Raw genomic sequence first — 14584 nt, 5'->3', positions numbered from 1 at the left:
CTCTACTCATCCAGGTTACCCTCAGCCTCTAGGTACTGCGCGTGTCCAAGATGATGGTCTTTACGGGGAATGCCAACCCCGATCTGGCTCGGCGTGTCGTACGTCAGCTGCATATCCCTCTCGGTGACATCTCTGTCGGCAAGTTTTCCGACGGCGAAATCACAGCCGAGATCAATGAAAACGTTCGCGGTAAAGACGTCTTCATTATTCAGCCGACCTGCGCTCCGACCAACGATAACCTGATGGAACTGGTAGTGATGGCTGATGCCTTCCGCCGCTCCTCAGCTACTCGTATCACTGCTGTTATTCCTTATTTTGGTTATGCCCGTCAGGATCGCCGTCCGCGTTCCGCACGTGTGGCTATCAGCGCGAAAGTCGTTGCTGACATGCTTACCGTAGTCGGCATCGACCGTGTTCTCACGGTTGATCTGCATGCTGACCAGATTCAGGGCTTCTTCGATATTCCGGTAGATAACATCTACGGCTCCCCGGTTCTGGTGGATGACATCGAAGATCAGCGCTTCGAAAACCTGATGATCGTGTCCCCGGACATTGGTGGCGTAGTGCGTGCACGGGCTGTTGCCAAGTCGCTGGGCGTCGATCTCGGGATCATCGACAAACGCCGTGAGAAAGCCAATCACTCTGAAGTGATGCATATCATCGGTGATGTCGAAGGGCGTACCTGTATTCTGGTCGATGACATGGTCGATACCGCCGGCACCCTGTGCCACGCGGCCAAGGCCCTGAAAGAGCATGGCGCAGCCAAGGTCTTTGCCTACTGCACACACCCTGTGCTGTCGGGCCGGGCCATCGAGAATATCGAAAATTCCGTGCTGGACGAGCTGGTGGTCACTAACACCATCCCGCTGTCCGCTGCAGCACAAGCCTGTGCACGTATCCGTCAACTGGATATCGCACCGGTTGTTGCCGAAGCGGTTCGCCGCATCAGCAATGAAGAATCGATCAGCGCGATGTTCCGTTAAGGGCCCTGCCCTTCGCGAAATGTCTCGTTGACGAAAAGCGCCCCGCCCCGGCATTCCTGTCGGGGCGGGGCTTTTTTGCCCATACCGTGTTCGGCGCTGGTCGCAAACGCCACTCGGTCATGGCTATTTTGGAGATACAAAATGAACGATTTTACTCTGAATGCTGAAGTGCGTTCCGACCTGGGGAAAGGTGCGAGCCGCCGCCTGCGTCGTCTCGCCGCTCTGGTTCCAGCTGTTGTTTACGGTGGCGACAAAGCCCCTGAATCCATCAGCATGCTGGCCAAAGAAGTTGCCAAACTGCTCGAAAACGAAGCGGCTTACAGCCACATCATCGAGCTGAACGTTGGTGGCACCAAGCAGAACGTCATCATCAAGGCTCTGCAGCGTCACCCGGCCAAAGGCCACGTGATGCACGCTGACTTCGTACGCGTTGTTGCCGGCCAGAAATTGACCGCCATCGTGCCTGTACACTTTGTTGGCGAAGAAGCTCCAGTGAAGAAAGGCGGCGAAGTTTCGCACGTTGTTGCTGAAATCGAAGTGACCTGCCTGCCAAAAGATCTGCCTGAGTTCATCGAAGTCGATCTGTCGAAAGCAGAAATCGGCACCATCATTCACCTGTCGGACCTCAAAGCTCCTAAAGGTGTTGAGTTCGTTGCTCTGGCACACGGCGATGACAAGGCTGTTGCCAACGTCCACGCTCCACGTGTTGCTGCAGAACCTACCGAAGAAGGCGAAGCAGAGTAATTCACTCTGTCATGCCGGAGTGAGCAAGTAACATCGCGGACTGGAACGTAGCGAGAAAGCGGGCGAGAACGCGGAGTTTACATCCATGGTAAATGAGCATTTTTCGTCCACTTTCGCCGCTTTCCCCGATCGCGGCGATGTTATCCACCACTCCAAGGAAGGGCCCCTATCGTGACTGCCATCAAACTGATCGTTGGCCTGGGAAATCCAGGCGCTGAATACGAACAGACCCGGCATAACGCAGGGGCCCTTTTTGTTGAGCGCATCGCCCACGCACAGAATGTGAATCTCGTGGCCGATCGCAAATATTTCGGCCTGACCGGGCGCTACTCGCATCAGGGTCAGGATGTTCGTCTGCTGATTCCCACCACCTACATGAACCGCAGCGGCCAGGCCGTGGCGGCACTCGCCGGTTTCTTCCGCATCAAGCCTGAAGAAATCCTCGTGGCGCATGACGAACTCGACTTGCCTCCGGGCGTTGCCAAGCTCAAGCAGGGCGGCGGCCATGGCGGTCACAACGGGTTGCGCGACATCATTGCGCAGCTGGGCAATCAGAACACGTTCTACCGCCTGCGGCTTGGCATCGGCCACCCGGGCGTTGCCAGTATGGTTTCAAATTTCGTCCTGGGTCGTGCGCCACGCGCCGAACAGGAAAAACTCGATGCCAGCATCGACTTTGCCCTCGGCGTGCTGCCGGATATCCTCGCCGGGGAATGGAACCGCGCGATGAAAAACCTGCACAGCCAGAAGGCCTGACTTTTACCCGAGGGGAAACACCATGGGATTCAATTGCGGCATCGTCGGCCTGCCTAACGTCGGCAAGTCCACCCTGTTCAACGCCCTGACCAAATCCGGTATCGCGGCGGAGAACTTCCCCTTCTGCACCATCGAGCCGAACAGCGGCATCGTGCCGATGCCTGATCCACGTCTGGAAGCGCTGGCGGCCATCGTCAATCCCAAGCGCATCCTGCCGACCACCATGGAATTCGTCGACATCGCCGGCCTCGTCGCCGGCGCCTCGAAAGGTGAAGGCCTGGGCAACAAGTTCCTGGCCAACATCCGCGAAACCGACGCTATCGCTCACGTGGTGCGCTGCTTCGAAGACGACAACGTGATCCACGTGTCCAACAGCGTCGACCCGAAACGCGACATCGAAATCATCGACCTGGAACTGATCTTCGCCGACCTCGACAGCTGCGAGAAACAACTGCAGAAAGTCGCGCGCAACGCCAAGGGCGGTGACAAGGACGCCGTGGTTCAGAAGGCTCTGCTCGAGCAACTGATCGCGCACTTCACCGAAGCCAAACCGGCACGCAGCCTGATGAAGAACATGAGCGCGGACGAGAAAGCCGTGATCAAGGGCTTCCACCTGCTGACCACCAAGCCGGTCATGTACATCGCCAACGTTGCCGAAGACGGTTTCGAGAACAACCCGCACCTGGACGTGGTCAAGGCCATTGCCGAAGAAGAAGGCGCCATGGTGGTTCCGGTGTGCAACAAGATCGAAGCGGAAATCGCCGAGCTCGACGACGGCGAAGAGAAGGACATGTTCCTCGAAGCGCTGGGCCTGGAAGAGCCTGGCCTGAACCGCGTGATCCGCGCCGGTTACGAAATGCTGCACCTGCAGACCTACTTCACCGCCGGTGTCGAAGAAGTCCGCGCCTGGACCGTCAAGGTCGGTGCCACCGCACCACAGGCCGCCGGCGTGATCCACACCGACTTCGAAAAAGGCTTCATCCGTGCCGAAGTCATCGCCTACAACGACTTCATCCAGTACAAGGGCGAAGCCGGCGCCAAAGAAGCCGGCAAATGGCGTCTGGAAGGCAAGGATTACATCGTCAAGGACGGCGACGTGATGCACTTCCGCTTCAACGTCTAAGCAACAGCCGCACAAGAAAAAGCCGCGTTTGATACGCGGCTTTTTTGTGCCCGAAAGATTGTTAAAAGATCGCAGCCTTCGGCAGCTCCTACAGATGTACATCTATCCCCTGTAGGAGCTGCCGAAGGCTGCGATCTTTTGATCTCAAGCTTTTTAGTACGCGGGAGAAAGATCGCCAACACACCAAACAACGGCAGGAATGAGCAAAGGAAATACACGTACTCAATCCCGTGCACATCCGCCAGATGCCCGAGCAGCGCCGCGCCAATCCCGCCGAAACCGAACATCAGGCCGAAGAAAATCCCGGCAATCATCCCGACATTACCCGGCACCAGTTCCTGCGCGTACACCACGATCGCCGAGAATGCCGACGCCAGAATGAAGCCGATCACCACGCTGAGAATGCTGGTCCAGAACAGATCGACATGCGGCAGGATCAGGGTGAATGGCGCCACCCCCAGGATGGAAAACCAGATCACTGCCTTGCGCCCGATCTTGTCGCCGATAGGCCCGCCGAAGAACGTCCCAGCCGCCACTGCGCCCAAAAACAGGAACAAGTGCAATTGCGAACTCGCCACTGGCAGGTCGAACTTCTCGATCAGGTAGAAGGTGAAATAACTGGTGAAACTGGCCATGTAAAAATACTTGGAGAACACCAGCAGCCCGAGCACCACCAGCGCACTGGTCACCCTGCCCTTCGACAAGCCGTGCGTCGCCGCCTGGCCGGCCTTGAGCTTGAACAGGTTCAGGTGATTGGCGTACCAGCGGCTGATGCGGTACAGCACGAACAGCGCAAACACCGCGAACAGACCGAACCACGCCACATTGCCCTGGCCGAAGGGAATGATGATCGCCGCCGCCAGCAATGGGCCGAACGCGGAGCCGGCATTGCCGCCGACCTGAAAGGTCGATTGCGCCAGACCAAACCGGCCGCCCGAGGCCAGCCGCGCAACACGCGAGGCTTCCGGGTGAAAGGTCGACGAGCCGATACCAATCAGCGCCGCCGCCAGCAGAATCAATGGGAAGCTGCCGACCACCGACATCATCAGAATGCCGATCAAGGTACACACCGTGCCTGCCGGTAACAGCCACGGTTTGGGGTGGCGATCAGTGTGATACCCGACCCACGGCTGCAACAGCGACGCGGTCAACTGAAAGGTCAAGGTGATCAGGCCGACCTGGGTAAACGTCAGGCCATAGTTGGCCTTGAGCATCGGGTAGATCGACGGCAGCACCGACTGGATCAGGTCATTGATCAGATGCGCCAGCGCCACCGCGCCGATGATGCGCATCACCAAGGGGCTGCTTTGCGGAGCAGCGGTCGCCGAGGCAGCGGCGGTCTGGACGTTGCTGATAGCCATGGAAAATTCCGGACAGCAGATGGGTGCCCGCAGGCAGGTGCGTCAATGTGCCATTTTTCGGTGCGCTCGCGCTATCCCCTTAGCCAGCTAACTAACCAACATTCCTATCTCGCGTAGGAGCTGCCGAAGGCTGCGATCTTTTGATCTTGCTTCTAAGCATCAAAGTCAAAAGATCGCAGCCTTCGGCAGCTCCTACAGGGGATCGTTGGTGGCGAAGGTGATAGCGCAACGCCATGGTCTGAATCTTGCCTTGCTTCTGCCCTTGAACACGATCGCCTTACAAAGGCGCTCGACAATGGGAAGTTTCGCTACAGAGCCGGCCTACAGAGCGGGCGAGGGTGAACTTTCGAGGCCTTTTAGAGGGCACAGGTCGCAGCCGAAAGGTTCGCGATGCACGCCAATGGTGCGTGGTGTCCAGAGGAGTCATGAGGCATGCAGGCTTTCCTTTCACCGGGGATCAATTTGCTGGGGCGGTTTGGCTTCGCAGGTAAATTCCAATTATTGTTTCTGCTGTTCATTCTGCCGCTGGCCGGCAGCCTGTTGATGATCGGCCATGACTATCGCGAGAAGCTCAATCTGATCTCGGGCGAACGTGCCGGCGTGCGTCAGCTGCTCGCGCTGGATGCGCTGGACAACCTGCTCGCCGCGCAACGCGACCGCGCCGCCCGCTGGCGCGCCACCGAGACCAATCGTCAGCCGACACCGGCCACCCTCGCCGCCATGGCCGCCTTCGACGGCGTGCAACCGGCGGTGCTGCAAGCCACCACGGAGCTGGGCAATGCCCTGAACCAGCAAGGCGCCGACGGCGCAATCCTCGAACGCTTTCAGGCGCTGCAAACCGCACTCAATGGCCTTGATTCGAAAAGCTTGAGCAGTGTCGGCTGGTGGCCGGACGGTTATGACCGCTTCACCAATGCCTTGGGCGCGCTGCAAGCCTTGCGCGAGCAGATCGTCATGGACAATCGCCTGACCCTTGCACCGTGGCTGGAAACCTACCTGCTGACGCAGATTTCCACGCAGCACGCTCCGGACCTGATCGAGCGGGTCGGCCGTCTCGCCGCAGTCGGCCAGGCTTCGGTCGTCTCCGGTCAGTTCACCCTGCAGAGCCGCCTGCAGTTGCGCGACCTGCGCAGCCGCATCGGCGACGCCCGCGAGCAACTGGTGAAAACCGCCGGCCTGCTGGAGGCGCGTCTACCAGTCGAGCTGCAAGCCTGGGCCGGCCAGTATCACGACAGCCTGAAACACCTCGACAGCGGCCTGAAAGTCCTCGACGACGGTGTGTTTGGCGGCAGCATCAACCTCAAGCCAGAGGACTTCGAACGCAGCCTCGACGCGCTGCTCACCGACCTCGCTTCCCTGCGCCAGCAATCCCTGGTCGCGCTGGATCAGCGGCTCGATGCGTATTACAGCTCGGCGATCCGCCAGTTCATTGTTGTCGCCGCAATCTTCGGTTGCCTGCTGTTGGCCGCGTTATACCTGTTCGTTTGCCTGCAAGCCTCGATCCGCCGTAGCGCCAGCGGCATCACCTTGCTCGCCGAAGCCTTGCGCGACGGTAACCTGAGCCTGCAAGTGCCGGTGGTGGGGCGCGATGAGCTGGCAGCGATCAGCACCGCGCTCAACGTCGCTGTGGTGCAATTGCGCAGCAGCATGCTTGGCGTCGACCACGAGACCTCGCAGTTGAGCAACGCGGTACGCAGCCTCAACCAACACTCCAGCGGCGCCCTGAGCGAAGTCGAAGCGCAGCAATTGCAGATCAGCCAGATCGCCGCTGCCGCCACGCAATTGGCCGCCACCTCGCAAGGCGTCGCGCAGAGTTGCGAACAGGCCTCCGGCAGCGCCCAGCAAACCCGGCGCATCGCCGCCGACAGCAGCCGCGACAGCCAACGCACCACGGCGAGCATTCAGCAGCTCAATCAGCGCCTGAACGACACCGCCGCCGCGCTCGGCCGGGTCAGCGAGCAAGGCCAGCAGATTCAACTGGTCGTGGACACCATTCGCGGCGTCGCCGAGCAGACCAACCTGCTCGCGCTCAACGCCGCCATCGAGGCCGCCCGCGCCGGCGAACAGGGTCGCGGCTTTGCCGTGGTCGCCGACGAGGTGCGCAGCCTCTCGCAGCGCACGCAATCGTCCACCGCGCAGATCGCCGGCACCGTCGACAGCCTGCGCGCCACGGTCAACGAAGCGGTAAGCCTGATGGAAGCCGCCTGTGGTCAGGCGCAATCGGATGCCGAAGCAGTCACCGGACTCGGCGAACGCCTGGGAGAAATCGCCAGCGCCGTACAGAGTGTCACCGACACCCTGGCGCAAATCGCCACAGCGGTTGAAGAACAGGCCAGCACTGCCGACGAAGTCAGCGGCAATATCCAGCAGGTCGATCAAGCGGCGGTGCGTTTGCTCGAAGGCGCACGCGCCGTAAACCTCGCGGCGGACACCTTGAGCCAGGGTAGCGAGGCCCTGAGCGCCAATACCGCCAGATTCCAACTGCGCTGACGCCCTCCCCGGCCCCGACTTTCGGGGCCGGAGGATAAGCAGTTGAAAACAGGAAGAAATATTTTCGATTTACGCTTGACGCTTTGCCATTTCAGGGGAATAATGCGCGCCACTTGGCTACATAGCTCAGTTGGTTAGAGCATAGCATTCATAATGCTGGGGTCCGGGGTTCAAGTCCCTGTGTAGCCACCAAGTACTAAAAACGGCTTACCGAAAGGTAGGCCGTTTTTTTATGCCTCGAGAAAAGTCCTTTTCCTCCCGCTCCCTGCATGCAATTCAGATGCCTCCGTAAGAAAAAAGTAGATCTCTGGTACGAAACGGATCTTTCGTAGCATCAGCCACCTGTCGCTCTCTCCCCGAATCGCTCCTATACCGACAAGCTCCCCTGGCTCGATTCAGCGCCATACAGGGAGTTGGCATGCCTCAATACAAATACCTTCTCGACGATGACTGGTTATTAAATCCGTATAGCGGTGGCAGGGCCTGGTTTACTTTGCTTCCACCGAAAGCGCCGGAGCCGGTGTACATCGAGAAGGATGAGTGGCCTGCGCCCAAGCCACGCGAAGACAGGGTCTTTGCCAAGTCCTGCACGCCGGACAACTGGTGTCGCACGGACGCTGGCACTGCCGAGGAGCCAGCCAGCAACTTCGGCAAGATCATGGTCGCCGGCGCCATGCTCATGCCCTCCGCCAGTACCGCTGTAGCGACGGCGATAGGTGCCGACCTGGCTTTGGGGCGTCTGGCCGGCGGCGGGATTTTGCAACAGCGCCTGAACTGGGCCATCCGTGGCGCCGGCGGGCCGGCCAGCGTGTTCGTGCTGGGAATGCTGCCGAGCAAAATGGCCGACGGCACGTTTCACACCGACGAAGAACTACGCCGCATGAGCCGCGCCACCACGCGCGTGCGCTTCCAGTTTCGTCGTGATGCCGAAGGTGTTCTGCGGGTTTACGGCATCCATTCCGGCGCCTCTGGCGACGACGCCGTACGCACGGTGAACGTCAAGTGGAACGCCGACAAGACCGCCATGGAGGCCAAGCTCAACGGCATCACCATTCTCTGGACGCCGCAACGCGGGCCGCTGGGGTCGATGCCTCCGCTGGTTTATCCCGACCACGGTGATGCACTCGACCCGATCCTCGTCCACCCGATCCCGGAGAACACCGATAGCCAGATTGAGGGACTGCCGGGCGAGGATGTAACGGCCGAGGATTGTATTCTGGTGTTCCCGGCGGACACCGGGCTGAAGTCGTTGTATGTGGTTTATTCAAGGCCGGCGAGGCAGACGCCTGGGATCGTTACGGGGGTGGGAGAGGATGTGGCGGGGATATGGCTTGCGGGGGCTGATTCGGACGTGGGGGTTCCGATTCCAACAGACGTTGCCAACTCTCTACGAGGACGAGAATTCAAAAACTTCGACTCATTCAGAGCAACCTTTTGGAAAACTGTTGCAGAGTCAACATCGGGGGGAGTTGATTGAACAGAATGTTGGTCGCATGCGTAAGGGTAAGGCGCCACGTGTGCGTAAAGCCGATAGAGTCGGCGGTAGAAAGTCTTATGAAATTCACCATCTCGAAAAAATATCCAAGGGTGGTGGCGTATATGACCTAGATAACCTTCGAGTAAATACTCCTCGGAACCATATCGATATACACCGGCGTGAATAGGCAAATATGAAAGACACCTTATTAAAAGCCAGCATTTCTGAATACACAGAGGCCGAATTCGTCGCGCTACTACAAGAGCTCGCGAAAGAGGATGAAGAAGCTGAAAACGATGATCGTGCTGATTTACTGTTGGCGCACTTCGAGACAATCAGCGAGCATCCAGCAGGATCGGACTTGATCTACTACCCGGAGCCTGGTGCTGATAACTCCCCTGTGGGGGTAATGCAAAGTGTCAGGGACTGGCGAGAAGCACAGGGATTGCCGGGGTTCAAAGGCTCTTGATAAATCGTGTCGTTGAGGGTTCGAGCCGTCGAGTTAACTTTGGCTGTCACGATTTATTGCGTCTCAACACATCCAAGATTCGTGCATGAGATAGGCAATGGCAACGGAATTCCTTATTAAAGACGATTTGTAAGATTACACCGAGCAAGAATTCATCAACATCCTTGAGCGCATTATCGGAAATGAGGGGAGCGAAGAAGAAGAAAGCAAGCTCGTTCTTCACTTCAATTTGATTTGTGGACACCCAACAGGATCCGATTTGATTTTTACCCTGAAGATGGCGCCGATGACTCGGCACAGGGAATCATTGAGTCATTGAAGAAATGGCGTAGTGACCATGGGCTGTCGGGCTTCAAGCAATGATAAGAAAACGCACCAAGCAAAGCATAGCTGACTACACAGAATCAGAATTCATCTGTTTCGTGAAAAATATAAGAGCAGTCAACAGAAGTGGGTCTGACAAGGAGCTTGGCAGATTGCTGGCGGAATTCAGGGCTTTGACCGGCCACCCCGCTGGAACAGACCTGATCTTCTACCCCGAGCCCGGAGCAGATACAACATCTGCCGGAATAGCTCGTACAGTCATGGCATGGCGCGAAGCGAATCGACTACCTGGGTTCAAGACATGAATCCTGCCGCCCTTTTCATTTGTAACTGTGGAACTACAACTTGGGAATGTCATGACTAACATATCCGACTACACCGAAGCAGAATTCTTGAAATTTGTGCAATCTGTTCTTGCAGCCAATACAAGCCCAGACGAGATTCTCGATCCGCTGTTGTTTGAATTTGTACATCTGTGTGAGCACCCAGCGGGCACTGACCTTATCTATTGGCCCGAGGATATGAAACAACAAACAGCCGAGAGCATTACCGAAATCGTGAAAAAGTGGCGCTCTACCCATGGTCTACCCGGCTTCAAGCAATAAGTTTCTGACTCACTAACCCTGCATCACTCTCAAGAAGATCGCATCGCCTGAGTTACCGCTTTCGCGAGCAGGCTCGCTCCCACAAGGGTATCGTTTTCGGCCGAACGATTGGCGCGGCCGCTGAGCGGGAGGGCTGTAATCCTCACGCAGTTTGCACCCCGCCGGCCCGCTCGATAAAGTCCCCGAAGACTTTTACCCCACGGACGGAGAGCCCGCGTGTTTCCAGCCCAGCCCTTAAAGCGCTTTCGCCTGCCAGCCCTGACACTGCTTGTCAGCGCTCTGACCCTCACCGCATGCAACGCCCCGCCCTCTTCTTCCTTGCCGCTGGCACCGGAAGCCGCTTCCGGTTACCGCACTGATCTGCAAACCCGTCATGCCAATAAACACATGGCCGCTGCTGCCAATCCACTCGCGGCCGAAGCCGGGCGGGAGATGTTGCGTCAGGGTGGTTCGGCGATTGATGCGGCGATTGCGATGCAGGCGGTGTTGACGCTGGTTGAGCCGCAGTCTTCCGGGATCGGTGGCGGGGCGATGATTGTGTTGTGGGATGGCAAGCAGGTGCGCACCTATGACGGCCGCGAAACGGCGCCGGCCGGGGCCACCGAGAAGCTGTTCCTGAAGGCTGACGGTAAACCGATGGCCTTTACGCAAGCGCAGATCGGCGGGCGCTCGGTCGGTACGCCCGGGGTATTGCGGGCGCTGGAGCTGGCGCATCGACAACACGGTCGCTTGCCATGGGCGAAGCTGTTTGAGCCAGCGATCAAACTGGCCGAGCAAGGCTTTGCGATTTCCCCGCGTCTGCATTCGCTGCTGACTGCCGATCCACTGATACGCCAGTCGCCAGACATGGCTGCGTACTTCCTGAATGACGATGGCAGCGTCAAAGCTGTCGGCACGCGCCTGCAGAACCCGAAGTTGGCGGCCGTGTTCAAACGTATCGCCAGCGAAGGTGCCGATGCGCTGTACAAAGGTCCGATCGCCGAAGAGATCGTCGCCAGGGTTCAACAGCACGCCAACCCCGGCAGCCTGTCGCTGAACGATTTGCAGCGTTATCAGGCCAAGGAGCGCGCGCCGCTGTGTACCGACTACAAGCGTTGGCAGGTCTGCGGCATGCCGCCACCGTCGTCGGGCGGGATCGCCGTGGCGCAGATTCTCGGCACGTTGCAGGCGCTGGAGACTCGCGATCCCCGCCTGTCGCTGACTCCACTCAAACCAGTGAACACCAATAGGCCGGCCGGCATGGAACCGGCGCCGCAAGCGGTGCACCTGATCGCCGAGGCTGAACGTCTGGCCTATGCCGACCGTGCGCAATACGTGGCCGACACCGACTTCGTCCCGGTGCCGGTCAAAGGTCTGCTCGATCCGGCCTACCTGGCCAGCCGCGCCAGCCTGATCGGCGAGCGCAGCATGGGCAGCGCCAAACCGGGCACACCGCCGGGCGTGCAGGTTGCCTATGCACCGGACCGCTCGCCGTTACGCATCTCCACCTCGCAAGTGGTGGCGGTGGATGACCTCGGCGGCGCCGTATCGATGACCACCACCATCGAAGCCGCGTTCGGCTCGCACCTGATGGTTCAGGGCTTCTTGCTGAACAACCAGATGACCGACTTTTCGTTCATCCCCGAAGAGAACGGGCAGAAAGTCGCCAACCGCGTCGAACCGGGCAAACGCCCACGTTCGTCGATGGCGCCGACACTGATCTTTGATCGCAACACTGGTGAATTCGTCGCCACGGTCGGCTCGCCCGGCGGCTCGCAAATCATCGAATACGTGGCGAAAACCACCATCGGCCTGCTCGACTGGAACCTCGATGCACAAAGTGCGATCAACCTGCCCAATTTCGGCAGCCGCAACGGTCCCACCGAACTGGAACAGGGACAGTTCAGCCCGGTGCTGATTCAGGCGTTGAAAGACAAAGGCCACACGGTCAGTGAAATCGACATGACCAGCGGCACCCAAGCGATCGTGCGGGTGAAGGATGCGCAGGGCAAAGCGACCTTGACGGGGGTGCCGATCCTCGGCGTGAGGGAGAAGCGTTGGGGGACTGAAACACTGCATTGAAAAAAGGCCTGTCGAGCAGCAGGCCTTCTCCCAGGAATAAATCAGACCGCCAACGTCTTGCCATCCACCCCATCCCCAATCTTCAGGAAATGCCCGCCCGCAACGTGATGCAGCGTGCGCAATCCATCCTGCCCTTCGAAATGCCAGCGCCCATCGCTGAACACACGCTCATCGGCCTGGGCGGCGATGACTTCGGCGAGGAACAGGTCGTATTGCTCGTGATTGCGCGGCTCTGGCAGCAGGCGGCATTCGAGCCAGGCAACACAACCCTCGAGCAGCGGCGCTTCAACCTGTTCGCCGGCAAAGGTGTGCAGGCCGTACGCCTGAAATTTGTCGTGCCCCTGGTTACGGGTGATTTCCAGGCCGGACGTATTGCCGACGGTTTGCACGATATCGGCCTGATTGACGCAAGGCACGTTCAGCACAAAGGTCCCGGAGGCTTCAAGCAACTGGCGGGTCCAGGTGGATTTGTCGAGGACGACGGCGACTTTCGGCGGTTCGAAATCCAGCGGCATGGCCCAGGCGGCGGCCATGATGTTGCGCTGCCCGTCGTGAGCGGCACTGACGAGAACGGTCGGCCCGTGATTGAGCAGGCGATAGGCTTTGTTCAGGGGTACCGGACGGCGGTGGGAAACGCTCATGGGATTTGCTCCGGAGGAAAAGGAGCCGATTGTAGCGCTGTCACTGGCGAAACACAGAACCTGTGGGAGCGAGCAGATGCGGCGCTGCCCCTCGGTGGTCGTTCCCACGCTCTGCGCGGGAATGCATCCTGTGACGCTCTGCGTCACGCCAGCGAAGGAACGCGGAGCGTCCCGGGCGGCATTCCCACGCAGAGCGTGGGAACGATCAGTGCGGTGTCAGTGAGAGAGCTGATTGGCAAACTGCCCCACCGCATCCACCACTTTCTGCGCACCGTCCTGAATCTCGACGATCACCGTGCCCGCCTCCGCCGCCAGCGCCAGGCCCTGTTCAGCCTGAAGCTTGCCGTCGGTCATCAGCGCCACGGCATTGCGGGCCATTTCCTGGTTCTGCCGTACCACGCCGACGATTTCGTCCGTCGCCTGGCTGGTGCGCGAGGCCAGTTGCCGGACCTCGTCCGCGACCACGGCAAAACCACGGCCCTGCTCGCCGGCCCGGGCGGCTTCGATCGCGGCGTTGAGCGCCAGCAGGTTGGTCTGTTCGGCAATGCCGCTGATGGTTTTGACGATCGTGCCGATCACCAGCGACTGCTCGTTGAGCGCCTCGATACCTTCGCCAGCGGCTTGCATGTGCCGCGACAAATCACGCATCACGTTCACCGCTTCGGTGACCACCGTCGTGCCCCGTTGCGCGGTGCTGTCGGTTTGTTGCGAGGTGCTGTAAGCGATGCTCGCTGCGTCGGCAACCGCCTGCTCGCGGTTGACCTGATCGGTGATCACCGTGGCGAACTTCACCACTTTGTACAGTCTGTCGTTGGCATCGACCACCGGGTTGTAGGACGCTTCCAGCCACACCGTACGACCATGGCTGTCGATACGCTTGAAGCGGCCTGCGACGAATTCGCCACTGTTCAAGCGCCGCCAGAAGTTCTGGTACTCGGCGCTGTTGTACTCTTCCGGGGCGCAAAACGTGCGGTGATGTTTACCCTTGATCTGCGCCAGGCTGTAACCCATGCCGTTGAGGAAGCGATCATTGGCGCTGAGCACATTGCCGTTGAGGTCGAATTCAATCACGGCGGTGGAACGCACCAGCGCACCGATCAGGTTCTCATGCTCGCGGGAGGCTTCGATGGTGCGGGTCAGGTCGCTGGCGTAGAAGGAGATGTGTCTGATCCGGCCATCGGACGAGCGCACCGGTTGCACGATGGAACGCAGCCACGCCTCGTCGCCATTGCCACGCAACAGGCGCACGGCGCCGGCGAAGTGCTCGCCACGGCTCATCGAGTTTTTGAAGCGCTGATGGAATTCGTCGGTTTTGACGTGGGCCGGGACGATGTCTTCGATTGCCCGGCCGATCAGGTCCTGGCTCTTGTAGAACATTTCATCGAGAAAATTCTGGTTGACCGAACGAATCCGCCCGTCGGGCTCAAGGGTCAGCGCGAGCATTTCGCTTTCCAGGCTTTCCTTCACTTGTACAAGGCTGGAGAGTTCTTCGCGCAGAGCAGCCAGCTCTTGTTTCAAGCGTTTATTGAACATGGGAAAGCACCGATGGC

Annotated in this window: 11 protein-coding genes, 1 tRNA gene and 5 pseudogenes; 13 read left to right on the top strand and 4 right to left on the bottom strand. The window is 59.1% G+C overall.

What is annotated here, in order from left to right; translation table 11 throughout:
- Nucleotides 1-41 precede the first annotated feature (41 nt).
- The 4 genes from ACZZ0K_RS01835 to ychF all read left to right on the top strand — a co-directional run bounded on the left by ACZZ0K_RS01835 (nucleotide 42) and on the right by ychF (nucleotide 3606).
- The gene (locus tag ACZZ0K_RS01835; protein WP_003171603.1) at nucleotides 42-983 is read left to right on the top strand and encodes a ribose-phosphate pyrophosphokinase; all 942 of its coding nucleotides are present in this window, start codon (nucleotides 42-44) and stop codon (nucleotides 981-983) included.
- 141 nt (nucleotides 984-1124) lie between these two features.
- Nucleotides 1125-1727, top strand: a complete 603-nt coding sequence (locus ACZZ0K_RS01830) for a 50S ribosomal protein L25/general stress protein Ctc (protein WP_024014298.1) — start codon at nucleotides 1125-1127, stop codon at nucleotides 1725-1727.
- Between the two features lie 171 nt (nucleotides 1728-1898).
- Nucleotides 1899-2483 carry an aminoacyl-tRNA hydrolase gene (gene pth / locus ACZZ0K_RS01825; RefSeq protein WP_016773203.1) on the top strand — a complete coding sequence of 195 codons (585 nt, stop codon included), beginning with the start codon at nucleotides 1899-1901 and terminating at the stop codon, nucleotides 2481-2483.
- Between the two features lie 22 nt (nucleotides 2484-2505).
- The gene (gene ychF / locus ACZZ0K_RS01820) at nucleotides 2506-3606 is read left to right on the top strand and encodes a redox-regulated ATPase YchF (protein WP_016773202.1); all 1101 of its coding nucleotides are present in this window, start codon (nucleotides 2506-2508) and stop codon (nucleotides 3604-3606) included.
- Between the two features lie 149 nt (nucleotides 3607-3755).
- Here the strand turns inward: ychF and ACZZ0K_RS01815 are convergent.
- Nucleotides 3756-4967: pseudogene (locus ACZZ0K_RS01815) on the bottom strand (MFS transporter); the annotation flags it as partial.
- A gap of 432 nt (nucleotides 4968-5399) precedes the next feature.
- On the opposite strand from ACZZ0K_RS01815, the gene ACZZ0K_RS01810 reads away from it, so the two are divergent.
- The 9 genes and pseudogenes from ACZZ0K_RS01810 (at nucleotide 5400) to ggt (ending at nucleotide 12380) form a co-directional block, all read left to right on the top strand.
- Complete coding sequence (locus ACZZ0K_RS01810; RefSeq protein WP_258707197.1) at nucleotides 5400-7457, top strand: methyl-accepting chemotaxis protein; 2058 nt, start codon at nucleotides 5400-5402, stop codon at nucleotides 7455-7457.
- A 115-nt stretch (nucleotides 7458-7572) separates the two neighbouring features.
- Nucleotides 7573-7649, top strand: a tRNA-Met gene (locus tag ACZZ0K_RS01805).
- A gap of 226 nt (nucleotides 7650-7875) precedes the next feature.
- A complete protein-coding gene (locus ACZZ0K_RS01800; protein WP_463558937.1) occupies nucleotides 7876-8934 on the top strand; it encodes an S-type pyocin domain-containing protein in 1059 nt (352 codons plus the stop codon).
- Between the two features lie 16 nt (nucleotides 8935-8950).
- Complete coding sequence (locus ACZZ0K_RS01795; RefSeq protein WP_330221322.1) at nucleotides 8951-9121, top strand: hypothetical protein; 171 nt, start codon at nucleotides 8951-8953, stop codon at nucleotides 9119-9121.
- Nucleotides 9122-9127: 6 nt separating this feature from the next.
- A complete protein-coding gene (locus ACZZ0K_RS01790; protein ID WP_076564112.1) occupies nucleotides 9128-9403 on the top strand; it encodes a bacteriocin immunity protein in 276 nt (91 codons plus the stop codon).
- Nucleotides 9404-9548: 145 nt separating this feature from the next.
- A pseudogene (locus tag ACZZ0K_RS01785) lies at nucleotides 9549-9766 on the top strand (bacteriocin immunity protein); the annotation flags it as partial.
- Nucleotides 9763-10032 (top strand): bacteriocin immunity protein, encoded by a 270-nt coding sequence (locus ACZZ0K_RS01780; RefSeq protein WP_076564114.1) that lies wholly within the window; start codon nucleotides 9763-9765, stop codon nucleotides 10030-10032. The pseudogene ACZZ0K_RS01785 and the gene ACZZ0K_RS01780, both read left to right, overlap by 4 nt.
- A 51-nt stretch (nucleotides 10033-10083) precedes the next feature.
- Entirely contained in the window at nucleotides 10084-10332 is a 249-nt protein-coding gene (locus ACZZ0K_RS01775) for a bacteriocin immunity protein (protein ID WP_252878888.1), read from the top strand.
- Between the two features lie 216 nt (nucleotides 10333-10548).
- Nucleotides 10549-12380 (top strand): annotated as a pseudogene (gene ggt, locus ACZZ0K_RS01770) (gamma-glutamyltransferase).
- A gap of 54 nt (nucleotides 12381-12434) precedes the next feature.
- Here ggt and ACZZ0K_RS01765 read toward each other — a convergent pair.
- The 3 genes and pseudogenes from ACZZ0K_RS01765 to ACZZ0K_RS01755 all read right to left on the bottom strand — a co-directional run.
- Nucleotides 12435-13034, bottom strand: coding sequence for a flavin reductase family protein (locus tag ACZZ0K_RS01765; protein WP_041480012.1), 600 nt, complete (start codon nucleotides 13032-13034; stop codon nucleotides 12435-12437).
- Between the two features lie 216 nt (nucleotides 13035-13250).
- A pseudogene (locus tag ACZZ0K_RS01760) lies at nucleotides 13251-13688 on the bottom strand (methyl-accepting chemotaxis protein); the annotation flags it as partial.
- Between the two features lie 102 nt (nucleotides 13689-13790).
- Nucleotides 13791-14477 (bottom strand): annotated as a pseudogene (locus ACZZ0K_RS01755) (PAS domain-containing protein); the annotation flags it as partial.
- Between the last annotated feature and the right edge of the window lie 107 nt (nucleotides 14478-14584).

Source organism: Pseudomonas sp. AC255 (assembly GCF_979258175.1).
This window is presented reverse-complemented; position numbering and strand designations above follow the sequence as displayed.

Bases quoted from the DNA above. Each gene is read 5' to 3' on its own strand.
- ACZZ0K_RS01790 (WP_076564112.1), top strand. From the start codon at position 9,128: ATGAAAGACACCTTATTAAAAGCCAGCATTTCTGAATACACAGAGGCC.
- ACZZ0K_RS01810 (WP_258707197.1), top strand. From the start codon at position 5,400: ATGCAGGCTTTCCTTTCACCGGGGATCAATTTGCTGGGGCGGTTTGGC.
- ACZZ0K_RS01780 (WP_076564114.1), top strand. From the start codon at position 9,763: ATGATAAGAAAACGCACCAAGCAAAGCATAGCTGACTACACAGAATCA.
- ychF (WP_016773202.1), top strand. From the start codon at position 2,506: ATGGGATTCAATTGCGGCATCGTCGGCCTGCCTAACGTCGGCAAGTCC.
- ACZZ0K_RS01830 (WP_024014298.1), top strand. From the start codon at position 1,125: ATGAACGATTTTACTCTGAATGCTGAAGTGCGTTCCGACCTGGGGAAA.
- ACZZ0K_RS01765 (WP_041480012.1), bottom strand. From the start codon at position 13,034: ATGAGCGTTTCCCACCGCCGTCCGGTACCCCTGAACAAAGCCTATCGC.
- ACZZ0K_RS01775 (WP_252878888.1), top strand. From the start codon at position 10,084: ATGACTAACATATCCGACTACACCGAAGCAGAATTCTTGAAATTTGTG.
- ACZZ0K_RS01800 (WP_463558937.1), top strand. From the start codon at position 7,876: ATGCCTCAATACAAATACCTTCTCGACGATGACTGGTTATTAAATCCG.
- ACZZ0K_RS01795 (WP_330221322.1), top strand. From the start codon at position 8,951: ATGCGTAAGGGTAAGGCGCCACGTGTGCGTAAAGCCGATAGAGTCGGC.